At 53.7% G+C, this 23,827-nt stretch carries 18 protein-coding genes, 1 tRNA gene and 1 pseudogene; 4 read left to right on the forward strand and 16 right to left on the reverse strand.

Annotated features, from left to right (window positions below; translation table 11 throughout):
• Window positions 1-358 precede the first annotated feature (358 nt).
• The 7 genes and pseudogenes from RYC18_RS02955 to RYC18_RS02985 form a co-directional block, all read right to left on the reverse strand.
• On the reverse strand, window positions 359-988 hold the full coding sequence (locus RYC18_RS02955; protein ID WP_316882979.1) for a hypothetical protein: 630 nt from the start codon (window positions 986-988) through the stop codon (window positions 359-361).
• Window positions 985-4,341, reverse strand: coding sequence for a hypothetical protein (locus RYC18_RS02960; protein ID WP_316882981.1), 3,357 nt, complete (start codon window positions 4,339-4,341; stop codon window positions 985-987). Before RYC18_RS02960 ends, RYC18_RS02955 begins: the two co-directional genes overlap by 4 nt.
• Window positions 4,341-5,705, reverse strand: a complete 1,365-nt coding sequence (locus tag RYC18_RS02965; RefSeq protein WP_316882983.1) for a site-specific integrase — start codon at window positions 5,703-5,705, stop codon at window positions 4,341-4,343. The genes RYC18_RS02960 and RYC18_RS02965 overlap by 1 nt, the downstream gene beginning before the upstream one ends.
• Before the next feature lie 471 nt (window positions 5,706-6,176).
• Window positions 6,177-6,320 (reverse strand): annotated as a pseudogene (locus RYC18_RS02970) (DDE-type integrase/transposase/recombinase); the annotation flags it as partial.
• Between the two features lie 56 nt (window positions 6,321-6,376).
• The gene (locus RYC18_RS02975; protein ID WP_316882985.1) at window positions 6,377-7,429 is read right to left on the reverse strand and encodes a restriction endonuclease; all 1,053 of its coding nucleotides are present in this window, start codon (window positions 7,427-7,429) and stop codon (window positions 6,377-6,379) included.
• A 311-nt stretch (window positions 7,430-7,740) separates the two neighbouring features.
• Window positions 7,741-9,153 carry a UvrD-helicase domain-containing protein gene (locus RYC18_RS02980; protein WP_316882987.1) on the reverse strand — a complete coding sequence of 471 codons (1,413 nt, stop codon included), beginning with the start codon at window positions 9,151-9,153 and terminating at the stop codon, window positions 7,741-7,743.
• Window positions 9,143-10,873, reverse strand: coding sequence for an ATP-dependent nuclease (locus tag RYC18_RS02985; protein ID WP_316882989.1), 1,731 nt, complete (start codon window positions 10,871-10,873; stop codon window positions 9,143-9,145). The genes RYC18_RS02980 and RYC18_RS02985 overlap by 11 nt, the downstream gene beginning before the upstream one ends.
• Window positions 10,874-11,121: 248 nt before the next feature.
• Here RYC18_RS02985 and RYC18_RS02990 point away from each other — a divergent pair, with 248 nt between their 5' ends.
• Together RYC18_RS02990 and RYC18_RS02995 are read left to right on the forward strand one after the other, a co-directional pair.
• Window positions 11,122-11,412, forward strand: coding sequence for a hypothetical protein (locus tag RYC18_RS02990; protein ID WP_316882991.1), 291 nt, complete (start codon window positions 11,122-11,124; stop codon window positions 11,410-11,412).
• Between the two features lie 209 nt (window positions 11,413-11,621).
• Window positions 11,622-12,662: a hypothetical protein gene (locus RYC18_RS02995; protein ID WP_316882993.1), complete on the forward strand. Its 1,041-nt coding sequence runs from the start codon at window positions 11,622-11,624 to the stop codon at window positions 12,660-12,662.
• Window positions 12,663-12,682: 20 nt separating this feature from the next.
• Here RYC18_RS02995 and RYC18_RS03000 read toward each other — a convergent pair whose 3' ends face one another.
• Both RYC18_RS03000 and RYC18_RS03005 read right to left on the reverse strand, forming a co-directional pair.
• A complete protein-coding gene (locus tag RYC18_RS03000) occupies window positions 12,683-13,849 on the reverse strand; it encodes a reverse transcriptase family protein (protein ID WP_316882995.1) in 1,167 nt (388 codons plus the stop codon).
• 163 nt (window positions 13,850-14,012) lie between these two features.
• The gene (locus tag RYC18_RS03005; RefSeq protein ID WP_316882998.1) at window positions 14,013-15,272 is read right to left on the reverse strand and encodes a hypothetical protein; all 1,260 of its coding nucleotides are present in this window, start codon (window positions 15,270-15,272) and stop codon (window positions 14,013-14,015) included.
• Between the two features lie 308 nt (window positions 15,273-15,580).
• On the opposite strand from RYC18_RS03005, the gene RYC18_RS03010 reads away from it, so the two are divergent.
• Window positions 15,581-17,026: an alpha/beta hydrolase gene (locus RYC18_RS03010; protein WP_316882999.1), complete on the forward strand. Its 1,446-nt coding sequence runs from the start codon at window positions 15,581-15,583 to the stop codon at window positions 17,024-17,026.
• Between the two features lie 117 nt (window positions 17,027-17,143).
• Here RYC18_RS03010 and RYC18_RS03015 read toward each other — a convergent pair whose 3' ends face one another.
• Both RYC18_RS03015 and RYC18_RS03020 read right to left on the reverse strand, forming a co-directional pair.
• Entirely contained in the window at window positions 17,144-17,770 is a 627-nt protein-coding gene (locus RYC18_RS03015; RefSeq protein WP_316883002.1) for a hypothetical protein, read from the reverse strand.
• Between the two features lie 3 nt (window positions 17,771-17,773).
• Entirely contained in the window at window positions 17,774-18,118 is a 345-nt protein-coding gene (locus RYC18_RS03020; protein WP_316883004.1) for a hypothetical protein, read from the reverse strand.
• Between the two features lie 363 nt (window positions 18,119-18,481).
• Between RYC18_RS03020 and RYC18_RS03025 the strand changes: the two genes are divergently transcribed.
• Entirely contained in the window at window positions 18,482-20,629 is a 2,148-nt protein-coding gene (locus RYC18_RS03025) for an AAA family ATPase (RefSeq protein ID WP_316883006.1), read from the forward strand.
• A gap of 136 nt (window positions 20,630-20,765) precedes the next feature.
• On the opposite strand, the gene RYC18_RS03030 is transcribed toward RYC18_RS03025, so the two are convergent.
• From RYC18_RS03030 to RYC18_RS03050, 5 genes are all read right to left on the reverse strand, one after another.
• Window positions 20,766-21,077, reverse strand: a complete 312-nt coding sequence (locus RYC18_RS03030) for a hypothetical protein (RefSeq protein WP_316883007.1) — start codon at window positions 21,075-21,077, stop codon at window positions 20,766-20,768.
• Between the two features lie 262 nt (window positions 21,078-21,339).
• Window positions 21,340-21,413, reverse strand: a tRNA-Gly gene (locus RYC18_RS03035).
• Window positions 21,414-21,656: 243 nt separating this feature from the next.
• Window positions 21,657-22,538 carry an alpha/beta hydrolase gene (locus RYC18_RS03040; protein ID WP_316883009.1) on the reverse strand — a complete coding sequence of 294 codons (882 nt, stop codon included), beginning with the start codon at window positions 22,536-22,538 and terminating at the stop codon, window positions 21,657-21,659.
• A gap of 297 nt (window positions 22,539-22,835) precedes the next feature.
• Window positions 22,836-23,528 carry a pseudouridine synthase gene (locus tag RYC18_RS03045; RefSeq protein WP_057404452.1) on the reverse strand — a complete coding sequence of 231 codons (693 nt, stop codon included), beginning with the start codon at window positions 23,526-23,528 and terminating at the stop codon, window positions 22,836-22,838.
• Between the two features lie 35 nt (window positions 23,529-23,563).
• Window positions 23,564-23,788 (reverse strand): cysteine-rich CWC family protein, encoded by a 225-nt coding sequence (locus RYC18_RS03050; protein ID WP_005755353.1) that lies wholly within the window; start codon window positions 23,786-23,788, stop codon window positions 23,564-23,566.
• Between the last annotated feature and the right edge of the window lie 39 nt (window positions 23,789-23,827).

Below are 23,827 nucleotides of genomic sequence, written 5' to 3' on the forward strand. Positions count from 1 at the left end.
ATACACCAGTGGTCTGCCCGAATGAACCAGGTCATGCAGCACATTGATCCGGCAAAGTTCTGCGCGAAGCGCCCGCGACTTACGATGTTGGCTCGCGAGCGCTGCGCGTAGGCCAGAAACGCTGTCATCCGATTTGCGTGCGAAGCCGGTTTGCAGGGTGGGGGCGGATTTCGCGTAGATTCCTAGTGCTGAGATCAGTTCTTGGAGGTCAACTGGGCCCCGCCCAGGATAAAATTTCTGACGAGGCACGCCGCTTTCAGCTGCTGCCCAGGAAAGCTGCAGACTGCCTGCCCGCATGACCAGTGGGGCGCTTTCACTGAGGTATGCTACGGCCCATTTTTGAAAGTTGACTGCATCCTCACTCACTGCCACCAGGCTGGAAAAGCTTTCGAGAAAATGTTCCCGTTCCTGATTGCCACTCAACGAACGGTTTGCATGCTTTGACTTCGCTGATGAGGATTCTGTCGCCAACGAGAGGTGCGGTGTCATAAAGCTCTCCTTCTATAATCTCTAGGCCAGTGTTGGGGTGGTTCAATACTTTCTGAAGTACGAGACACGTTTGCTCAAATTCATAAAAAAAGTTGCTTTGGACGGTAGGTGTGTTTATTGGAGTTGAGCTTAGGCTTTTTCTCCTGAGGCCAGCTCTGTAGGCATCCTCAATCATCTGAAGATCTTTTTTGGTGTCCTTTAGCTGTTTTTCCAAAAGCTCATAAGAGATCTTCTGTTCACCCTCGACAAGCTGCGACGCCCATTTATCGATGACCAGTCGATGTCTTCCATGGTTGAGCGGTTTTCCGGGATGGGGTTTGGCTAAGAAAAGAGATCTGTCATAACCAAGTGCTTTGGCGAGATGTGTGGCCAAACTTGAAATGGATTTGTACCGCCTCGGGCCTGAAGCCCATTCGCGCAGTGTTTCCTCCATGCGGTTTAGAGTGGCGTCGAGCTGCTCGGCATGAAATTTCTGGAGGCTGGATTTTTCTGTAGTCACGTCGCCGAACCTATAGCGAGTAAACTATGCTCACGCATGTGGTTGGCAAGCTCTGGAATGGTGATCCCGGTGTTATCTAGCATGAAGATTATTTGATTCGCGATGATTTGACGCTCATCAGGGCTGGATAAGGCAATGGACAGTAGCTGCGGCTGGGAAGCTATTTTCTTAAGTCGGATTAAGTAATTATTAGCAGCAAAAGCAGGAAATTCTCGGCCATCGATGATGTTGGCCAAGAAACGTTGAGCTGGATCCTCGTTGTCAAATTCAAGGCAGCGGTCGCGTAAGTCGCCATGGCGGGAAATGTATTTATGTCGATAGTCATTGCTCTCGGTATGCAGGTTCAAGATTTGACGAACTTGCTCAAAGCCCGCTAGTTCAAGTTTACTTACCGTCAGCTGATGATGGAGCTCTTCCATTGCCTGCGAGCCCGTATGGACGATGGCGGTCGCGGTTATTTGCTCCTGTAGCATTTCGCAATCGTCAATCAATGAGCGCATTTTCGCGTTGATCGCTGGTAGATGGTTTACGCCAAAGACTGCATGGGGGCACATGCCACAGGTTTTGGCGCTTGTGGTGAACTTCAGGAGCTCCCAAGGACATTTTCCGTTCGCCATACACGCGCATACTTGGTACCAGCCAATTTCAGTTATATCCTTTAATTTGAGTAAGCTCAGTCCTGCAGATTCTATGTCAACGACAGGAGAGTTTAGGCTGACTAGTCCGAATGTTTTCGCGGCTTCATTAGGATCATCACGCCAAGCGGTCATTAAACTATTTTGGCCTTTTGGCGCAGCATGGGCATTCCAAAGAGAATCCCAGCTTGCTTGGTGAGCTTTAGATTCAGCAGCGCGAATATGTTCTTCAGTCTGTTGAGTGGGGGGAGCATTATAGTAAATGCTGGACTTGATGTTCGCGTGCGCTACCTGTTGCCCTAATATGGCTTGTGGTAGGTGGCCATAAATACTCATGTAAGTAATCCAAGTGGCACGCAAGGCATGAGGCGTATGTACTGCTAACGACACACCTGCCTTATTGGTTTTTGTAAAGCTGTGTTGCCTTTCTTTGGGGACTAGGGAGTTATAGATCGCGTCTATTCCATTGAGAATTTTGACCCATCGCTGGCTATACGCAGTATCTGAAAATGGAAGTCCGACCTTGCTGAAAGGACTTCTAAATAACGGGTGGATGGGGTCATATTTATTGTCATTGGGGTTGTTTTCGTAGTAAATAGGGCCTACAGGGCGTCTCGTCCAAGAGTTTTGAAATTCACGCTCCTTCAGCAGGCGCTCAAAGACTTCCGTGGGGAGCGATACAGGCCGACTATCCCCGTTTTTATCAGTGTTTACATAGAGTGTGGTATACCCGAGTACAGTTCTTTCGGGATGGTAAAAATTGTTAAAGCTCCGAATGTCGAGCCATTGGCAATTTTGTAGCCTGAGGCCGCCGTACATAGCAACAGTTAACATCCGCAGAGCAGAAAGCCATGGCACCCACGCTAAGCCGTTGTCGTACCTCCCGTGATGCCAGTGATAGGCATTTGTGATTCTTTTGAGGGGTATTTCCAGTTGAAGCTCATTGGTGTGGGGATTAAAGAGTTTGATGCTGTATGAAATACCTAGCTCGGTCAGGTCGATCCAGTCCGCCTTCCTTATTTTGTCTTGCATCTCTATAGAAACTTCACCATTCAATACTTTTTGTTGTATCGAAGTGCCAATAATGTCGATGGCTAGCATGTATTCTTTTGCAATGGGTACAGAGGCTAATGGAAGAACTACCTTGTCAGTCTTAGTGCGGCCACCACTTCCAGGCGAATCAAGCTTCGGGAAAACTGGATTTGTGAGGGAGCCACCGTTCAGTCTTTCGCGATCAATATAGAGATCTTTCCCCTGTGCAATCGCCAGTTCAAACAGCAGGTGGATCGTAGAAATGAACGATGCTGCAGTTTTTTTGCTATAGCACAAAAGATAGAATTCAATGACCGTGATTGGCAAGCCTGACCCGTTGGAAGAGGGTGGCAAGATAGAGGCGGTGATCATGTCTGTATCGACATAGTCATTGTTCCAGAATAGAGTTCTATAGAACTCTGTAAGTGTGCAGGGTATGCTTATCAAGCTGTTGCTATTCATCTGTTGCCAGATGGGTAAATAGCAAAATATGTAATCCATCAGTAGGCTGACTTCTCTGAAGTAGTTGCTTCGAGCTCGACCATGTATCTTGTTTATATCCAGGTGATTGGTCAAAAGAGCAATGGCTGCACGCCAGTGACTGCTAAGCTTTTTGAGATCAAGATGTTCAAGTCCCGGATATGCGCTATCGGTCAGCCATGCCAAGTCGCTAAGGGTGCGACCGATGCTATTTCTGGTAATGACCGCAAGTTCTTCAGGTGTAGAGTTCTTATGAGCCTCGGCGACCATCGCTCGTTTGGCCTCCATGCCCCTCGCCTTGTGTGCCTGCTTATAAGTGGTGTGTAACTCAGAGGTACGGTTCTGGTAGCGATAGTGCTCGCGCTCCTTAGGGGTCATAAACTTCCAAGCCTCGGAGTCGACACCCCACATTTCCTTGAATGACTCAAAGCTTTGGGTGTTCTCTAAAGCGGTAGTTTTTTTTGGTTTTTGTTGTAAATGCTGATGATACTTCTCCAGATGGAAGTACTGGTCAGGGGAAATGATCCCAGGGTGTTGTTTTGAGACGATATTTAAGAACGAAAGATAGCTGAAATCGGCACTCTTCATGTTCCCAGAGTTTTTGATATCCTTTTGGGCATCTACCACCCGGGGCGCAGCTTCCCATAGTTCCGAGAATGAGATGTCCGCAAGATTATGCCAGGTGGTGCGGTACTGAAAAGCGCGCCCTGCTCTCGCTATCGAGGGCGAAGACTTTGTCATGTTGTAAACAAAGCCCTGACTTACCTCCATTAACTCGGGGTATTTTTGCCATGCGCCATCCATGCAGAATGTATGAGGAAGGGTAAGGATGCCCTCTGACCAGAGAATTGCGAACCACGCACGGAGAGGAGAGCGAAGACCCTCCACATCTTCTATAAATTTTGGATAGGTTCCCGTTATTCTTTCATAGAGTTGTTTTAGATAGATGTTGTCTGTTTTTGAGGTCGTGGTGATGGTGTACAGTAAGTTGAAGTCGGATTTTTGCAGGCGCTGTATATCGGTCTTTTGCAGAAAAATACACAAAGCTATGCGTGTTCGCGTTTGTGGGCAGGTGATTTCATCGACTGGTTTGCCGTTATATTTTGCCTGTGAAGATGTTAGGTGTTCGAGATCTTTCAATGCGGCGATAGCACGATTGGTAGTTCCCTTACCTGTCCATATGATTACGTCGGATGTATTGATCATCACGCGGCCCTTGCCAGTAGCTCATCTGCGAGCCTCGCATACGTCTGACCTCTCACCAAGTCAGCACTATAAGCGGTGCTCCAGCCGTGAACTAGTTGGTTCGCAGCAGCTATTTCCACCGCTATGTTTATTTCATCCAGTTGTGCATAGCGTTCAGTCGACTTAATATCCTTGTGACCCATCAAAAGCTGAATTTCTGAAAGTTCGAGCCCGATACGGTTGCGTCCAGGAATATGTACGCAATTTCGTGCCCAATTGCCATAGAAATGCCGAAGGCTATGGGAGGTGAATATCTTTTGACCTTCGGCGGCCATTCCAATCACTGATTGGGCCTTGCTAAGTTCGAAGTTGTATTTTTTGGTTGTGGTATTGAAAATCTCAGATAGGATAATAGGTTCTCCATAGGAAGATTTCTCTTCTGATACAAATAGGAAGTCACTTGCAGAGGTTGGACGCTCGGTTTCGTACTGCGTTAAGGCCTCAAAAAATATGCTTTTGTAGGGTTCGAACATGACAACTGAGGTTGTTTGCCTTCCTTTGTAAGCTAGTTTGCGATCGGGTTTTTTCGAAGGGTCGCGAACATTGTCCGGGTCTTCGATCCGAAGTGTCCGGTTCTGAATGTTGACCTCACTTCGCCTCATCAGGAAAACTTCTGATATTCGTAGCCCTCCGCCGGCTTGCAAGGCCCAAAGGCAACGATAGAACGCTGAAGGAGCGTTATTTAGAAGGCTGAGGATGTGGCAGGTTGGAAAATCGCGCTTTGCTTTGATTCTCTTAACTTTAGGGCTAGGGATTCCACCCCTCGTAAATGCAAAGTCTGATCGAGGGGTGCCATATTGGAGGGTTTCTTCCAGGATTCTGCTTCGCTCGGCCTGGCTCCTTCGTCTCGGGGCAATTACATCAGGCACTGGGTATTCGGGGGGCTGCTTGCTGGACAGAATGCTGAGGTGGGAGCTAGTGTCCTGAGCGACCCTGGTGCTGTTATGGAGGAAGTGATTGACTGCTGCGATTTTACGCGCCGCAAAGGCGGGGCTCAGGGAGCGTTGATCGAGGGCCTTGGCCGCCCTTCGGATCACAAAGTCTTTACTGTCGGGGCCATCCATCAGGAAAATGCGGTATTGGCACATAGTGGTATAGGCCGCCTCAGGCGTGAGGCATCGGGGGCCTAAGACCCCCGTTTCGTAGCAGTAATCGATGAATTCTGCAACGTCGGGGCAGTATAGGTTGGGCGTACTTGCCCCGCTTGAGTGGTACAGGTTATTGAATAGAAGATGTGAGTAAGAATTGAATGCCTCGATAGGTTTCCCGCTCTCGGTCTCATAAAGGCGTGGGATTCCACGGTGAATCAAACGCACGTGCTTCATGAAATGATTCCAACAGCGCTATCGGTTCGGCTGCTTGAAGTCGGCAGCCCCGCTCGTGGCGTGCGGACGGGCAGGAGCGTTTGAGTGATCGTCAGCGAAGACGTCCTACACCTACGCACAGGCCGTCGGTTCCTGCATCCGGGTCGGAGCTTGGTGCTGCGAAAGCCATGAGCTTTGGCTCCGATGAAAAAAAAATCAAAAGACGATTTAGGCATTTATTGACAAGCGACCTGTGATGATGTATAAATTCGAGCCGAATTCTACATATCATACGTTGCGCTTGCAATGCGCGTTGGCGCGCGTGTCAGGTTCGACTGCTATAGCTGGTCTTTTAGGCCCCGTGGGCCAGTGAGTTGTGTGGTTAGGCGCTCTCAGCTGTGGTGCTAACCGATGATGCCGATGCTGGCATCGTCAATCACATCGGGGCGACTGCACCTATGCCCTAACCCTACTCATTGTTGTCCACCTCGTGTCGTGGCAATTGCCGCGTCGACCCATGCTTTGTTTAAAGCGGTACCGCCACAGCCTCTGGCGGGAAGCTCGGCTGCCGTACTGGCTGCCCTGATCGCTGTGGAACAGCGCATTTTGAGGTCGGCCACGTTGTTCATAGGCCATGGCTCCCACACTTGCCGCCATCGTGTGAGGCACGCTTCGATCCAACAAACCTTTGATTACAACGAGCTGACCTCTTGGTAGAACGTCTCGAAGGCTGGGTCAGTTGTTCTTAGGAGCTGCACGTTGATGCCATCTATCGAATTGGCGAGCTGTGTCATCAGTCCCACGCGACGGCGCAGGCGTATCGTTTCTTCGACTGAGCATCCAAGCCAAGTCTCAATCGCAGGATCGACGACAATAGGCGTCCAGTTGTCGGACTCGATGATGTTCTTAAGCATCAGCTCAGAGCCTTGAATATCACCATCACTGTCCACCACAGCCAGTACCTTAACATCGGGGTTAGCTGCCAATACGCTGTTGGCAATATGTGGTACAGCCACTTTACCCAGCGCTGATATGAGCTGAATTTTCTTGGTGGCCCTCGCGCTCTTCAAAATCCGCTGCACCAGGCTGGCCAGCAGCTCACGGTCAAAGTCCCCTTCGCACACGATGACCAAATCTGGGGCGGTGGCAGGCCGATCTGCTGGGCTCAACAACGTTCCGGTCACTCGATCGTAATGCACTCGCTCAATGAGGACAGGCTCCGACGGGGAGGTTTTCACCTGTTCGGCAACAGTTGGGAAGAATGCCAAACCTTCCTCGGCAGCTTTGCGAAGCTTGTCCTTGAGGATTTTCTTGAACCCCAGCTGCTGGATGATCGCTGCATCCATGTCCTCTTTTGTGAAAAGGATCAGGTTGAGGGATTTGCCAGCGATGAGGGCGTCCACGGCGTCGTCGGAGTAGCCAGACATCGAGATGAAAATGCCGACGGTACCCACCAGTTTGCCATCCACTTTGCCTTTGAACTGATAAAGCGTAGAGGCAGGGATGGGCAGGGCATGCCATTTGGCTTCCATCAGGAGGAAGCTACCGTCTAGGTAAAATGAGCCGTCGATTTGCTCACCAACAGACTTGTAACTGGAGCGAGGTTCAAGTCCCTCAAACGCCAAAAGGCTCTTGAGAACCTTCTCGAAAGCGAACCCGCGAGCACGTTTTTCAGGGGCAGTAGCCTCCTGAGGGAGCTCAGAAAGTTCGACGTACCATTCACGGAAGTGTCGCTCCTGCGTCATATCGGAAGTCCTTTTAGATGAACATTATTTGTCCACGCTTGGCATGGAGGCGGTGCGGCCTAGAGCGGACTTCATACCATGAAGCAGGGCGCAGATCACGCTCTAGTGATGCTGTCTGCTAGTCAACGTTATGTCCCTGGCTTGTGAGGGGGTGCCTGGATAAATCACTCCATATGCCGACAAGAAACAGATTCTGCGCCACGGTAATGGGAATTGCCCCAGCTCTTGGCCTTCTCCCGATAGCCACTATCGAGCGCCGGGGGCTCAGGTTCCAAGCCAGGTAAAAAGCAGGCTCGCTCCCTTGCCTTATCTTATGCGCCGAGGAATCGGTTCTGGCTGCAGATGACGAGCCGTTTGGCACCCCGTGTCATTGCCACGTAGAGGTTCCTGGCGTTCATGTTCTCCGGCTCCAAAATGACCGCGACGTCCGCTTCCAACCCCTTCAACAGCAACGTGCTGCCAACCGCCCGCCGGGTCAAAGGCCGACCTTGGAGGCGGTTGCGCTCTCGGATCTGCACGGCTGCTTCAAGGAATGTGTGGGTTCGGGACGCGGCCATTCTCAGCGCTGCAATGCAACAGCGAAGAATTTCCGGGCGGTAAACGCGGCAGTTCTGCTGCTGAGAGAAGCGCTGCAAAAGATCGATCACCCTCAGAAAGGTCGGCTCGGCGAGGAAGCTCACGGCAACGGATTCTGCAACCGTAGGCGGGGTGCGGTGCCGGTTGTTTCGAATCGTCTCGACGCGTGTGAGGAACGGATTGATGCCGACGCCGGTCATCACAATCCCTGCGAAGTTCGCAATCTGGTTGAGGGCCCATGGCCCTGCAAGATCGAAATTCTGAGCGAAGGAGATGAGGTCTGGCAGGTCAACGGGTTCAACCGTGGTAGCGCCTGACAATTGGCTTGTCAGGCGTTGTCGGCCAACAGCGTTTCTTGAATCGCCGATGACGAGTGCGGTCTCCCCTTGGCGCAAAGGGGTCATGGCTGCGTTTCGCCGCTGCGTATCTGCGGTCGCGGCCTGGATCCGAATACACTGAACTTCGGGCGGGGCTGTAGTGAGGTCTAAATGCTGGCCAGCTTCCAGAAGTTGTCTGACTTGGAGAAGCCAGTTACCCAGGTTCTCGGCGCCGGCGAGTCGCCAGCGCCAAGGTGTGGTCAAAGCGCCAATGACGGGAAAGTCTCGGATCACCTCAGTGTGCCAATCGACCAACCTGTTTTGCGCGATGTCGAAAATGGACTGCATCGGATCGCCCAGCACGTACGTGGGCAAGGTCGCGGCCAGGCAGGTGACGATGGCGTGTTGCACCTGATTGCAGTCTTGGTACTCATCGACCAACACATGGGAATAGCTTGATCGCAGCACCTGATCAACATGCCGGGCCCTCAGTAGAGCCAGGGCTGCTGCGCGAATGGCCGGATAATCGTTTGCCCGGTTGGCGAGTTGCATGATTGCAGGGTCATGCCCACTCCTGGCAGGGAATCTGCCAATGAGCTTCATCGTGAAGCCATCCAGGGTGGCTACTCGGTACGAGCCTGAGGCCACCCGGGCACGGGCCATACGCGCGCGCAGAGCTGTGACCCCAGCATTGGTATGGGTGAGGATCAAAACGGGTTTTGGGCCGGTGTGCTGAGCCAACGTGTCCGCAATCAGCTGAGTTTTGCCACATCCAGCAGGAGCCGTTATGGAGCCTCCTGCGAATTCGAACAGCGCGATTTCAGGCGGCATGTACCCAACCCTTGATCCGGTTGATGGTTGCTTGTAGATCGGGGCCAGAGGCCTGGAGCTCAGGGCCGATGATCGTTCTTGCGATGAGCTCGTAGGTGGTGACCGACTTGAACCAGCCATTTTTACGAATGCGCGACGCGAGGCCCAATGACACCCGCGTGGGTGGTGCATAGGGCGTCCCTTGTGCGCGAAAGGCTTGAATTGACTCGAGGCTCAAAGCGTTTTGCGATCGGTCACGAATGTGGCTGTTTACCAGTTCACGATCGCGCGCGTCGATGGCTATAGTGATCAGCCTATCGATCGCAGCATCTGGCAAATTGATGAACAGTTCGTCCTCAAGGGTTCGACCCTGCCCCCAGGTTGCCGATTGTCCACCTGCCGCATGAAATGCAGCCTGGATTGCGGCAGTCGCGGGCTTGTCTGCGTCGACGATGACGAGCACTTGGTACCCAAGGCTTAGCAGTGCTGAGCCTCGCGTGTAACAGTTATCAGTTTCGCCGCCGTTGACGTTGACATAGGCGCCGCCGAGGGCCAGAAAGGAGGTGTGGCCCAAACCTCCCCAGTATTGATCCAGGCCACGCATGAGGCCGACCTCGCTGGCTCCCTCACACACCACGACGCGCTTGGCCAGAAAGGCCTCAGGGTCGGTTCGTAACGTGCTTTGTACGTCATTCGATATTCCGGCCTGACGTACTACGTGAAGGCCCTGCTGTGCTCGAACCACAAAGAGTTGATGACCTGACAGCTCTCGCAGCGCGACAGGCGAGTGCGTGGTCAAGAACACTTGCAGAGGCTCAGGGGAATTCTTGGCCCCCAAGGAGTCCATGAATCGAATCAACCGGTGCGGCTCCAGTCCGAACTCTACCTCGTCGACCAATGCGATTGATGCAGCTTGGGCTGCTTGGCGCTGAAGCCCGGCGATCAGCAGTCGAGAGGATCCGGTGCCCAATGATCGCAGTGGGATGCCTTGCTCGTTGTGCAGGGCAATGGCCCCGTCACCGATTGAGACGGCATGGGCATCGAGCAGGGCCTGTGCAAAAGCACCCACCGGTACGCCAAGCTGAATAGCCGTTTGCGTTACAATCTGGAGGGGTTGCTGGAGCTGCGCGCCGGCTTGCACCCCGAAGCCGTTGCGGGCGTCCCGTGCTGCCGCTGCCAACGCACCGCCCAAAGCTGGCCTCTCCTCTGTCAGTCTGTTGAGGATGGAGTTACGGCTCCACGAAAAGTTGGTGTTGGCATAGCTGCCGATGCGAGCTGGGGCAATCCGTGCTCGATCTTTCCAGGCGAGGTTTCGCTCGATGCCTTGTTGGAGTGCCCGTTCCGAGTGAAGCTGCCAAACCGGCTCAAGATCACTCTCGACTTTGAGCTGCAGGGTTAAGACCGTTTCAATGCCGAATCGCGGCTCGTCCTCCAGCGCTCCATTAGCGGGGTCATAGCCACGCAGGAAGTCACCATAGCTATCCAAGTTGATCAAGTCGTCAGGGAGGTCGCCCAAGGTCGCTGTAATCAGGATTGGGCGAGTGACATCTAGCCTGTAAAAGTCAGTGTCGCCGAACGGTGCACTACGCCGCGCACCCAGGCAAAGATCAATGGCATCGAGAATGCTGGATTTTCCGCTATCCCCAGGGCCAACCAAGCAATTGAAGCCCGGTGCGGGACACCAATCCAAGCGTTGGATGGAGCGGAAGTTCTCGATCTTAAGACGACGAATCCTTGCCATGCGCTTATTCCCTGCGTACTGATCGCACTAATACGTTGCGCTTTGATCATAGTCATTTTTCTGAAAAATGCGGGACTATGCTGCAGCTGCGAATCGACGAACTTAGGGCGTAGGTCGTAGGTGATAAACCGGTAGTGATGAGAGCATCCGTTGGCCACTCAGGTCATAATGGCACTATCTTAAATCTCGCTGCTTCACGCTGCCCTACCCAAGCGTGCAGCGCCGTCTATGCCATGTGAGCCGCCCCAATGACTATGAATCTGAGCGAAGAGGAAATGCGCAAAGCACTGTTTGGGAGCGCCGGCTCTGTTGCTTCGGCAGTCACCGAAGCACCTGCAGCGAAGCCTGCGCAGCGCAAATTATCGTCTCCGAGGCTTCGTGTAACGCTGAAGGTGACCAAGACGTTTGAAGGGGACGAAGAGATTTTTACGTACGACGCCAACACGCTCAGCTCTTTGATCGCAGAGCAAGAAGCGAAGAGCGCTGCCAAGAAGAAGTGGTACAAATACTTTGAGGTTGTCTCCATCGTGTCTGTGTGAGCATCGCTCCTGGATCGCTGTGATTGAATCGTGGCGACCGTCGATTCAGTAGTGTCTGAGACTCTGAACAGAGGAGGACGAGCTCCTGGCGCCGAGCCAACAGTGCCCCTTCGTCCTAGCTGGTAAACTCGTCTATCCCATCCGTGATGGATAATCGCGTGAAGCCTCGCCAAAAACCAATCTCTTGGGCTCTCCCTTTGGACTTTCCCTTGGACGACCTGATGGCCACGTCCGAATTGCTCAAGGAAGCAAATTTTCTGCTACCTGGATATTTGGCCCCGGAAGCGGGCATCTACCAGCCAGCAGTCTATTTCCACAATCGGGATCTCGGGATCAAGACCGTGATACTCCCGGATCGCAACGTCGCATCCCGGTTGGCAAAGGTTGTTCAGGGCGGTCGCACGATTGATAACGACCAATTGAGAGCGTGCGCGGGCCTGCTCGGATTTGCGCATCTATTGGACATTGAGTTCGAGCCGAGTATCGCCTATCACGAGCTCGCTCATGGCTGCGGCAACGAAAGTGCTGCGGAGGAGCTTGGCTGGTTCCGCACCGCGAATAATGCCTCTCCTCAGGACATGCTCAATGTGGCTTTGGGTTACTCCGACGGTGTCTCGCGCTCCTACGTTGCTCGACAGGCGCATATCGGTGATATGGCCGCACCTCTCAAACGTTGGAACCGAAATTACATCGTTGCATTGAAAGTGCTGGAGCTGGATTACGCCAAGCTGCCCGCCTTGGAAAAGGCCTTGCGGCTGGTGGACTGGATGGCGAATGAAGTGATCTTCGCCGGGCCCGCGATGATGCTCGCGGTCATCTATCTAGGGTCGAAGTCGCCAGGCCGTAAAAAGGTGTTCAAAAACAAGGGATCTGCCGACAGGCCTGCGGCAATCGACGGGGTGAAAAATGCCGCCTGGGATATCACTCATCTCAGTGATTTCGTACGGCGCATCAACGAATCGCTTTCTGAAAACAAGGTTCAGTACTTGTTCGCGACGTTTGATAATCACCTGAAACTCATGGCAACGCTACTGGCTGAAATCGGGACTCAGGGAGCTAGCAGAGCAGTCATGGCGCGAGGTTTGTCCCAGTGGTGGGCACCGAAGGAGGCAGAGCTGATTGCGCAAGTCCTCATGGAGCAGGTCGAGCGGATCAACAGTGCACATCATGTTCCCAAGACGTCTGACGATCCCGATTTCATTCTAAAGATGATCGCCAAAGGCGAGCGAGCCATTATTGACGCGCTATAGGGCCCACTGCCACGGGTGTCTTATGGAAAGATGACGTGGTCGAGTTCGAGCTTTCGGCAGATGCCTTTCAGCTGTTTGCCTTGTTTCTTGGCCCAATCTGCCTCGATGCTGAAGCCGTAGGCAATCTTCCCACTGACATGATTGATCAGCCCCTGGAGCGATTGAAACCCATGACGCTTGGCGTGGGTCATAGGGGCGATCTTGGGATGGGACAGGTAGTAGAGGTGATCACTCACGTACTTCTTATAGGACTTAGAGAGCCGGGGCTCTTCGCCGTCGACCAGCAGTCCCAGTACGATCTTGCGAGCTCCGGGCGGGACGATTTTCGTCTTCGCCTCGTTGAGCCAGAACCCCTCTTCTATCAAGCACTTGCCGATCAGCTTGATGTGTTGGATTGCCTCTTGCCGGTCGAACGTATTCTTCGATGAGAACACCAGATCGTCCGCGTACCGCGAGTACACCAGCTCATTGTCGCAGGCGTAGTCGTGCAGGCTTTCATCCAGAGACTGCATCACCAGGTTGGCAATCCTCGGAGACGTCGCGGCGCCTTGGGGAAGGTGGCCGATGCGGGGATCTGCGGGGTAAGGCAGGCCTCCAGGAAGCTCCCTGTTGCCGAACCTTCGATCAGGGTTACTGCTTGCTCGGACGCGGGTACAGAGCCGGGCAAGCTCGAATGCCACCAGTGGTTGGTACCCGAACGACCTGAAAAGCTCATAAACCCGAGGCTCCAGGATAGACTCGAAGAAGTTTGTGAGGTCGAGTTTTACCAGCCATTGAGCCCCGCAATGAAGCTCAGCTGCATCCAGCACACCGTGACGGTTGTCATAGGCGTAGCTGGCTTCGTGTGGTTCAACCTTGGACAGAATGTGCGTATTTATCCAACGCTGAACTCGGAGCAATTCTTCGCTCGGTGCACATATCCACCTGAAGCGATCCGCGCTATGGCCTACGTTTGGCTTTCTGAGCTTGAAGACGTTGTACGCCTCTGTTCTGTAGGTTCGGCTGACCATCCGATGCAGGAAGGAATGGGGAACGCCTGTCAGATGTGAGAGGTGATTCAGGGTGAGGATAGGCGGGCAGCCTTGCTTCACCTGCTTTGCCGTCTTCACGGCATCCTTGAGTACGTCCCCAGGCACGCCCGCTTTACGGCCTGCCTTTAAATAGGGCTGAGAGCTCCAGCGGCTCATCTACCTTTAAATTCCGCCCTGGCGGATGGCAGGCTTCTGGCGCCAGACTTCGATAGCGAACACCACGGAGCCTGCCGCCCTCCAGTAGGCGTGAGATCGTCCAACGGTAAGCATAGTTTGCTCCCAAAAACGCCCCGCACAATGTGCGGGATACTAGATTCCGCTACAGCGGAGCCCTCAGCTGCGTTGGATAATACGAAGCGAAGGGATCCGGGGCCACAAAATTCTTCCTCCCTTGACGACGGAGCAAGCGGATCGCTTTATGCCCAGCGAGGGTCAGCGCGCCCGATCGTGTGAGCCAGCCTCTGCTGACCGCGCGGTCTTTTGCACTGATGAGGATGTCCAACGACAATGGCAATACTCGACGAAGCTCTGCCAGTCGCCGTTTCCCTTGAGCATGGGCGAGCAGAATGATGAAGGCCGATTTGTTCTTGGTGTTTGATTTGCGAAAGCGGCGGGATTGTGAGATTTCTGGGAGGTTCAGCTCATCGAGGGCATGGGAGATGACCTTGCTCATGTCGACTTCGGCTGTTCCCCAGAGGTTTTCCGTAACGCGCTTGGGGAACAGCGGCGTCCATTTTTTTGAACCCCTGGATTTCCCTGAAACGAAAATCGCAGGCATGTTGTTCGGTGCCCCATGCTCGAATGCCAACAGCGCTGCGGTCTTTTTCCAGCCCAGTGGATCCTTGCTGAAGGAACCATACTTTTTACAGAGCTCGATCATTTCGTCCTTACCCTCCCCGAAACTGTTGAACAGGGTCGGGCACTCGTTGACGATATGAACATTGGGAGAAAACCGGTGGCTGCGGACGTTTTGCGCGCCTATGTCTGTGCCGCTGTAGGCCATGACCCAGAACTTGATAAATTTTCCTGAGTGCCAGCTTCGTATGGACGCAACGTTCCACATGGCATCGAGCAGCGTTCGTGCCCGGTCGCCACTTCCAATGAAATCGGTCAGAATGACAAAATTTCTGACTTTGGACTTTCTTACATTTTCGGCTGTAGGGTGAAGCAGGAATCGGCGGTCATTCTTGCGGCACAGCGTACTAGCGACATGCGCTGTGAGCGCTTCGCTCCCAATATCTTGAGACGTGTATCGGAGCGATTTTATGGCCTGAATTGCGGCCCCATACGCCCGTTTGTGCTTTTTCTTCGAAATTAGATTGAGAGTTTTTTTCTGTTTGTAGATGGGGGGTGGAAGCGTTGCTTTAGTGGACTGCAACTCTCGCTCTATGAAAAGTGCGGAAGGCTGCCTCAGTGGAAGCTTGGTTTTTATCAGTTTGATTAAATTGTTCTTAAATTCGCTCAGTGTGCAGTAGAGAATTGAATCGACGAGTTGTTCAGCCAGTTCCAAATCCTTTGCGCAGTGGTCGAACTGGCTAAGCCAGAGCTTCGTCTCCTCTTGTTCTTTCAACTGATACACGCTAGTAGTCCTTTAGGTCTGCCCCTAGGCAATGCATGTCTGAGGTTTCTCGCAACCCTTGCGGCATGATCGCCCTTGAGAGGGCTGGTAGCAACCAGTGCCCAGGGGGGATGGCCTCCATCTTTATCCCACAGACGTGTGCTGGCGTTCAGGCAGTATCAGGACATCAGGGAGCTCCTGGTGATTGTGAGGTCAGATGCCGACCGACACCAACGAGCTAGGCAGCATCGTCTGTAAACCTCCACCCTGGTTGCCAGCAGTCCAAATCGCATCTTAAAGTGACCGCCTTGTTCATCAAGGTCAGACACATGGAACAACCCACAAGGAGTTTGAACGAGCTTAAGATTGCGTTGGCAATCCTTCAACTGAGCTCGGAGATTGGGGCGTCTCGCTCCCGTGTAATTAGCTCGACTGCACTCATTTTCTGCTGGAGAAATTGCCCTCCTGACACCTTGGTCGAGGTGCTTCAGGCCCGCATCAAAGGGAAATATCCGCAGGCGATCTTTGAAGTGCTCACAGATCATGTGGATGAGATCGACCTCGACAATGGCGCCGTCGATGCCGAGGCATTTCTAAGTGCGCGCGTACCGTCCGTGGCTAGCGTACCGGCTACCATCAGACACCCTATGTTCAAGCGCGCGATCAGCGAGGCGGTTGGTTTTTCGGCCAAGATTGATCATTTGATCGAACGCCTCCAACGCCCAAAACCTGCACCTGACGGCAATGTCATTCAGTCTCGGAGTATCCGCTACAGCCGGGAAGTAGTACTGCGAAACTACACGACTTATTCGATTTTCTATGGCACAGATCGGCTGCTTGAGCCTGGACGCACCGTGAGATTCGGCGGGTTTCGCAGCGATGACGTCCTCTCGTTCGGTATCGCCAATGTGTCCATTCCCCATATCCACAAAGAGGGGAGGCTTGAGCGACCTTGGCTCTGGCCTACCCAATCTAAGGGAAGCCCCAATAAGCACATCGTTGTTCATGACAATGACGTCATGGCTCTGGAGGCGTGGCTAGCAAGCGCGAAGAGGTATCTGAGCAAACTGGAGCTGGGTCATGATCCGTCCAGAAAAGAAGGGTTGCTGTTCATCCACGGGTACAACGTCAGCTTCGACGCCGCACTATGGCGAGCCGCGCAGCTCTGTCACGACCTCAAATTCCCGGGGATGATGCTTTGCTTCTCCTGGGCATCACTTGGTACGCCTGGCGCGTATCCAGCGGATGAGGCAACGGTAGAGTTGTCAGCAGGAAATCTCAGGCAGTACCTGAAGCATGTGACGGAGGAGCTGGGTTTGTCAGCCTTGCATATCGTTGCCCACAGCATGGGCAATAGAGCGCTTTTGTCAGTGCTTGAGGGCTGGACGTACACACCCGGGACTACGCCCATCCACCAGGTCGTCCTGGCGGCTCCAGACGTGGACAGCAGCCGCCTGAAGCAGCTTGGGAAAGTCTTCGATACCTACGAGCAAGTGACGCTTTACGCCTCCAGGCATGACAGAGCGATCGCTGTGTCCAGACTTGCGCACCGCTATCCTCGGGCGGGCGATGCCAACCCTCCTTTGGTCATGCGCTACTTATCCACCGTAGACGTGTCCGCTGTCGGTAAAGACATGTTTGGCCTTGGCCATAGCTACATGGCTAATGTCTCCAAGGTATTTCGGGATCTGTTCTACATCGTCAGGCACCGCCATAAACCGGATCAGCGCGCCGGCATCCGCAAGAGGGAGGAGGGTTACTGGGAGCTCACCTAGCGCGAGCGTTGATCGTCTCAGAGCGCATTGCCTGCCCGATCAACCACAGCATCATCTCCGCTTGATGCCAGCATCGGGGTTCACAGGCTGCCAGGCCCTGATTGACCACGCTCGTAATTACCGGGACTGGTTTGATCCATCGGAAGCCTGCTGAATCTGGGAGTTGTCCATCCGTTCGATATTGATGGTGTGATACGTGATCGACTGGGCAAGCTGCTCCTCAGCTTTGCTGAATCGGATTCCTTCACCCAGTATCCCGCGAGTTTCCAGATCCAGCGCGAAGTCGAGGATCTTTGTCTTGGTGACATCGACAATGCGCACGAGTTGGTGCACGGGGATGTGCAGGACGGGTTCGATATCCCACTTGATCATGCGCATGACTCGCATGCTCACCTCTTGAGGAAATTTGACTGTTACGCTGCCGGTTTTAGACCGCTCGATCAGATCGATGATTTGGCTCACCGAATCGTAGAGGGGCGTTTCACTGATCAGGTTGTTGATCTCGTCCCCGAGCATCATCGGTATCCAACCTCTATGCGGGTGAAACCCTTTAATCTCACCAGTGAGGATCCGATAGCTCGGTACCGACTTGCCGTCGTACCCATTCAGTTCGGCACTTAGCCATTCTTCAATGTCGGCGATCTTAAGCTTTCGTGAAACCAGGAGGGCCTTACGTAACAAGTCAGTGATGTGGATCGAGCGGTCAAGAACGTCACGCTGCAGGTCAAGTACCAGGCTCTCCATCTCTCACATGCTCCCAATTAGAGCAATGACGTTGGGAAGATAGGTTGCCAGGACATTGCCAGCTGCCCCTTCCAACACTGTTTTGATCGATCCCAGGCACTCCTTGATGATGCCCTTCTTCGGGGAGGGCGATTGGCTCTGGAGGCGAATGGTCTCAACGTCCACGCGCAGCGCTTCGGCGGTGGGCTGATCTGTGACTTTGGCGATGTCCTTACTGAAGGCCTCCAGGAATGCCGGGAGGTCGATCAGCGACGTGCTTTGATCGAAGTGCTGATTGGAGTGCTGGGCGTCTTGCTGGAGCTGGGAGTTTTGCATTGTGCCAATCGAGATCTGATTATGCTTACTCATGTCTTGGTCTCCTTGGAGCCTATAAAACACCATGGTGGCGTTGCGCCTTGCCAGTGGCAACCACTTGATACGAGAGGAAGAGGTTGAAGGTAGCCGGTGAATCGAACGCCTAGCTTCCACTTGAGGCTATATCAGTGCCACGTCTGGTGTTCACGTTCTGCCGGGGTTCTGGTTTTTCTGGGCGCAAAAACTGGCGAGCAGAGAGGCAATGCTGGGCTGCTGTATTCAAGGCTTGGTCGGAGCAACAGGGTGAAATTTGTTGGCAGTGCTGCTGCGGTGTGATCTAGGGGCGGCGGTCTTTTCTCTGAAGCAGGCCAGGAATAGGATACGTCCATATTGCCTCAGGCAGCTAAGGACAGCGACGTGATCAAGACTCTGATACTGCGCGGCGTTTCGAGTTACTCGCATGCGCTCAATTCCCAGATCGGCCCGCTCACGAAAGTGAACATGTTCTATGGGCACAATGGCACGGGTAAAACCACCATTGCTAACTACCTCCAAGACCCGTCTGATCTGATGTATCACCAATGCCAGACCCAGCCTGCGTCGGTGGATCGTGAGATCCTGGTGTACAACCACACATTCACGGACGCCAATTTTCAGGCTAGCTCGCAACCCGGCATCTTCACGCTTAACGAAGGGAATATTGAAGCTGCGAAAGAGCTTGAGGCTGCTGAGCTCGCCCTCAAACAGCTTCTGGCTGAACATCAGACCGAGGTAATGGCGGGTAACGCGATTGGCGAATCTCAGAAGGCCAATAAAGCAAAATTGCTGGATCAGCTATGGGCCCTCAAAAAGCCATTCGAGACTGGCCCTCTTCGGTATTGCCTCGCTGGCCCCAATACCAAGGAACGTCTTGGAGACAAACTACTGGCCCTTGAGCTTGTGCCCTCGACTGATAATTTCGCTGGGTTGGCGGCTGAAGCTGAGCAATTACAGTCGGCAGGGGATGCTGAGCTTCCTGCGATACCTGCGTTCAGATTTGCAGAGGGTGAGGTTGAAACAAGCCCCTTGCTCTCTGAAGTCATTTGCGGGTCAGCCGATTCTTACCTGTCGGCGTTGATCACTGACCTGGGCAACTCGGACTGGGTCAAGCACGCCCTGAAGTTTCACGAACGGGAGCAGTGCCCGTTTTGTCAGCAAACGTTACCGGCTGGTTTCTACGATGAAATCCGAAAGGTCTTCGACAAAACATACGAGCAGCGCATCTCCCATCTGAACGCCCTAAGAAGTCGGTATGAGAGCGGTGTTGCTCGATTGAAAAGCCAGTTTCAGCGTGCAGAGTACCGAGCGCCTGAGTATCAGGCACTCCTTGCAAGGCTGGACGTATTGTTCACTCAGAACATGCAGGGGCTAGCTACCAAATCGGCCAGCCCATCCATGGTCATCACGCTGGAGTCGACTGAGGCGCAGCTTGGCGAAATCAATGCCTTGATCGCAGAAGATCAGAAGAAAATCGATGTGTTCAACCTCAAGGTGAAAGACAAGAAAACCCACCTGGAAAACATCAAGAAGCGATTCTGGAATTGCGTTCGCACAGACAGCGATACGCTGATTACGTCCGCGAAGAAGGTACACGGCGAGCTTGGTGTCAAAAGAGATGAGAAGAGAAAGCTGGCTGAGGAGATCCGTGGCAAGGCTCAGATCCACCAAGATGCCATCGCACTGAGCAAAGCTAAGATCACGAACATCGACCAGGCTATCGACAGCATCAACACGTCGCTGAGTGTGCTTGGGCTCAAGGGCTTTCTGGTTGTTAGGGAGGAGGGGGAGCTACCTCGTTACAGGCTGCAAAGGCCTGACCAGCCGGTCGGTGTGTTCAAGACGCTCAGTGAGGGAGAGAAGACTCTGATCTCTTTTCTGTACTTCCTTGAGGCTTGTAATGGCGAGCTCGATGAAAAAGGTGGCAAGCTGAAGAGTGAGCGAATCATCGTGATCGACGACCCGATCTCTAGCCTGTCCCATAACTACATATATGACATCGCTTCCATGATCCATAGGCGAGTGCTAAGCCCGAAAGAGCGTTTCAAGCAGGTTTTCATCCTGACGCACAACCTGTTCTTCTTTCATGAAATGCTCAAACATCTCAAGAAGTCAGATGAGTACTCCCTGTTCCGAATCACCAAGGCTGAACACAGCGTCATCACACCGATGAAGGCCAATGACGTGCAGAATGACTACCAATCATTTTGGCAGGCCATCAAGGATGCCCAAGCAGGACGTACCTCTGCGACCGTCATCCCGAACATGATGCGAAACATCCTGGAGTACTACTTCACGTTTGTGCACCGTCAGGAGGTGCTTCAGGAGGCGCTCGTCGCATTGGCCGATGAGGATGCAGACTTCAAAGCACTGTATCGTTACGTCAACCGCGAGTCCCATGCCGACGCGGTCAACCTCACGGATTTTGGCGAGATCGAGCCCGCGCACTATGTGGAGCGGTTCAGGCAAGTGTTCGTGAAGACTGGGTTTGCGGAGCACTATGACAAGATGATGGGAATGGCAGGGTAGTGAGCTATGCCGCCAACGCTGTTTGTTACTCAGGCGTGGCCGGCTTCCTGGGATTGGATAACCAAAAATAACTGTGACCGATCGGGAACGCCCAGCGCTTGAGGCGTCTGAGCTGTCTGATAGCTCTGATTGACCACTACGCACGCTCGCGCTGGTGAGGGCGATTAAGGGAGCCGGTCAATCGCGGATCCATGGTCAACGTCGATGATATTCCCTGATACCAGCACTGCTCAAGATGATGTTTGAACGTACCGCTGACGATGCGAAACTCGCGCACTTCCTCGATCTGGCTGGTGGTTGACCAGATTGGTTTGAGCTTTTCTACAGCCTTGGGATGGACGATCACCCCTGGTGAGAACTTCATCAAGAAGGCGCTGAGTCTCGTCTTGAGCTCGAATCGGGACTCGTATGTGTAAGGGCCGAGAAAAATGGGGCCGTCACCAATCATCTGGTTCGAGTCCAGTTTAGGCTTCTACCGAACCGCCTGGATGTCTTGGTGTTCCTTCCAGCGATTCCAGACGACGTAAAGGAAGCTGCAGGGGAGGGCGATTGAACACCTTTACTCACCACATTGGTAGGTATTAGGTCGAAGTCGTGGATGCATAGCAGGCTTGTCAGCTGATGCGGCCTGGGGCACAGAAAGGCGAGGCATCAACGATGCAAGGAGGCCTTGAGGCCAGGTAGTACGGTGCTTTGAAGGGTGAGAGAGATGGAGCGGGTAGAGGGAATCGAACCCTCATCTAAAGCTTGGGAAGCTTTCGTTCTACCACTAAACTATACCCGCATCACTGAACGTCTTTACTCACCACAGCGGCCAGTCCAATAAGAACCCTCAACTAAAGCTTGGGAAGCTTTCGTTTTACCACTAAACTATACCCGCTCTGGGAGCTGCTCTGAGCGGCTGACTTTGTACCAGAACCCTGCCTTGATTTGAAGCGCTAATTTCACCGCGCAGCGATTTCCCTCCTGATCACACCCCCCGCCAGCTGCACATGCGTGTGGGCTGACGGAGAGGCGCTCACGGGTTTCAGAAGGCGAAAGCATGGTGACCCTGAACCCGGTTGTAGAAGCTGGATGACGCGTGTGCCGGTTGCAGAAAGTTCATGAGCGCCTGTTTCGAGTCGCGGCAGGCGGCCTTGTGTTCCATGTCCAGGAAGTGGCCTGTGGCTTCGATGGTGTTGAAGCTGCAGTTCTGCAGGTATCGGGAGAACTGCGCGGCGTCGTTCGCGGAGGTGTACTCGTCCCAGGCGCCATTGATGAACAGCACCGGCACCTTGATGCGCTGCCCTGCTGTCAGGTAGTTGTCCGGGTCAAGCTCCAGTACCTGACTGAAGTGATAGTGCATCTGGTCATATTCATGACCGTCCAGGCTGCTGACGTGGCGATAGTTGACGCGCTTGAACAGCGCCGGCAGGTGCTTGCCGATAGTGTTGTTGATCAAATGCCCCATGTCGTAACGGCTATGTGCGCCGAGGTAGTCGAGGCCTTTGTCCAGGTACTCGCGCATTGGGCCGTTGATGACCGGTGAGAACGAGCTGATGACCGCGCTTTCGATGCGTCTAGGTTGATGCGCCAGTGCAACCAGCGTAGCTGCGCCGCCCCAGGAGAAGGACAGAACGTGCTCGGCGTTGAAATGGTCGATTAGTTCCAGCAACAGCTGACCTTCCTCTTCCCGGGTCAGCGGTGCGCCGTGCACGTTGTGTGGCTTGGACCTGCCCGAATAAGGCTGGTCATAGAGCACCACGTTGAATGTGGGGTAAAGGTTGCGGACGGTCTGAGCAAATGACGCGGTGGTGGCCAGTGAGCCGTTGACCAGAATGATGGTCTTTGCGGCGGCATCGGTGTGATAGAACTCGGTATAAACCCGAAACTGTCCTTGTATGTCCAGCACTGCTTTTTCTGGCGACATAGGTGTAACTCCTGGCGTAAACAGGTAGACGTGCACATGACGTTGCACGAGTTTCGTGACAGGCAGGCGATAGCCGATTAAAGGCCCATGTCGATCCGATAAGCTGTTCGACAGGTATTGTTATTGGCGGGCAATGTGTCGCGAACCAGCGGCTCGATACGACAAAGTGTTTCTTGGAATAATGGATTGACTCATCAGTCGCATAAGGACTGACAATCCCAGTCAAGCAGTCGATCCGTTAACCCGCAAGTGTCATTCGTACCTTGTTTGCGTAATCCGCCAAACGGTTGTGACTTTTCAGAACAGGCTGATTTCCGCAGCGTGCAACGCCCGGTAGCCGCCGGGTGCCAGGGCAGGGTCCAGCGCCAGCGCGCCAATATTCTCCCGGTGCAGGCGCAGCACTTTGTTATTGAAGTGACCGAACATCCGTTTCACCTGGTGATAACGACCTTCGACAATAGTCAGGCGTGCGCTACGTGGCCCCAGCAGGGTTAATTGCGCCGGTTGCGTGGTGATGTTCTCAAATGAAAAGTACATACCGGCAGCGAATGTGGCTGCGTAGCGTTCGTCGATCGGTTGTTCGGTCTCGACGTAATACACTTTGGGCATTTTGGTCTGCGGCTGGGTGAGGCGTCGTGACCATTGACCATCGTTGGTAATCAGCATCAGGCCAGTGCTGTTGAAGTCCAGCCGCCCGGCGATATGCAGCTCGTGTCTGTCAGGCTCGTCCAGCAAGTCGAGGACTGTCGGGTGCTGTGTATCAACTGTCGCGCTGACGCAGCCTTCAGGTTTGTGCAGCATGAAATAGCGGGCAGCTTTGCCGGCTTGCAGTATTTCCCCGTCGAGCGCTACGCGACTGAAGTCGCGCACTTCGTGGTGCGGGTCGCTGGTTGTTTGCCCGTCCACCTGCACCCGCCCGCTGGCCAGCGCCAGGCGCACGCTTTTGCGATTGAGGCTTGGCAGGTTACTGAGGAAGCGATCAAGACGCATGGCGACAGCGGCTGATAGGGGATGGGGGGCGCATCTTACTTGTTGATCCGGTCGGCAGACTGGCCGGATGCGGCCTCCTGGATCCCGGCGCAACGCGGACACAGACACGCCTTGTCGCGGATGTCCGCAGGCAGGGCTTCAAGCAAAGCCGGGTCGATGCTTTCCGAAAAGCACCAGCAGGCCTGATCTGCCGTAAGCGGGTCAGCCAGGCTGCACTGGTTGTTGAAGCCGCACAGAGGGCAAAGGCGGGTGTCGTTCATGGCGATTGTCTTGCTCGATGATCGGGGCAGTTGGTGCAG

The sequence above is a fragment of the Pseudomonas syringae group sp. 247E2 genome, from assembly GCF_032587795.1.
In the GTDB taxonomy this organism is placed as follows: Bacteria; Pseudomonadota; Gammaproteobacteria; order Pseudomonadales; family Pseudomonadaceae; genus Aquipseudomonas; species Aquipseudomonas amygdali.

Excerpts from the sequence above, each read along its gene's own strand:
- RYC18_RS02960 (WP_316882981.1), bottom strand. The coding sequence starts at position 4,341 with ATGATCAATACATCCGACGTAATCATATGGACAGGTAAGGGAACTACC.
- RYC18_RS02965 (WP_316882983.1), bottom strand. The coding sequence starts at position 5,705 with ATGAAGCACGTGCGTTTGATTCACCGTGGAATCCCACGCCTTTATGAG.
- RYC18_RS02975 (WP_316882985.1), bottom strand. The coding sequence starts at position 7,429 with ATGACGCAGGAGCGACACTTCCGTGAATGGTACGTCGAACTTTCTGAG.
- RYC18_RS02980 (WP_316882987.1), bottom strand. The coding sequence starts at position 9,153 with ATGCCGCCTGAAATCGCGCTGTTCGAATTCGCAGGAGGCTCCATAACG.
- RYC18_RS02985 (WP_316882989.1), bottom strand. The coding sequence starts at position 10,873 with ATGGCAAGGATTCGTCGTCTTAAGATCGAGAACTTCCGCTCCATCCAA.
- RYC18_RS02990 (WP_316882991.1), top strand. The coding sequence starts at position 11,122 with ATGACTATGAATCTGAGCGAAGAGGAAATGCGCAAAGCACTGTTTGGG.
- RYC18_RS03000 (WP_316882995.1), bottom strand. The coding sequence starts at position 13,849 with ATGAGCCGCTGGAGCTCTCAGCCCTATTTAAAGGCAGGCCGTAAAGCG.
- RYC18_RS03010 (WP_316882999.1), top strand. The coding sequence starts at position 15,581 with ATGGAACAACCCACAAGGAGTTTGAACGAGCTTAAGATTGCGTTGGCA.
- RYC18_RS03015 (WP_316883002.1), bottom strand. The coding sequence starts at position 17,770 with ATGGAGAGCCTGGTACTTGACCTGCAGCGTGACGTTCTTGACCGCTCG.
- RYC18_RS03020 (WP_316883004.1), bottom strand. The coding sequence starts at position 18,118 with ATGAGTAAGCATAATCAGATCTCGATTGGCACAATGCAAAACTCCCAG.
- RYC18_RS03030 (WP_316883007.1), bottom strand. The coding sequence starts at position 21,077 with ATGATTGGTGACGGCCCCATTTTTCTCGGCCCTTACACATACGAGTCC.
- RYC18_RS03040 (WP_316883009.1), bottom strand. The coding sequence starts at position 22,538 with ATGTCGCCAGAAAAAGCAGTGCTGGACATACAAGGACAGTTTCGGGTT.
- RYC18_RS03045 (WP_057404452.1), bottom strand. The coding sequence starts at position 23,528 with ATGCGTCTTGATCGCTTCCTCAGTAACCTGCCAAGCCTCAATCGCAAA.
- RYC18_RS03050 (WP_005755353.1), bottom strand. The coding sequence starts at position 23,788 with ATGAACGACACCCGCCTTTGCCCTCTGTGCGGCTTCAACAACCAGTGC.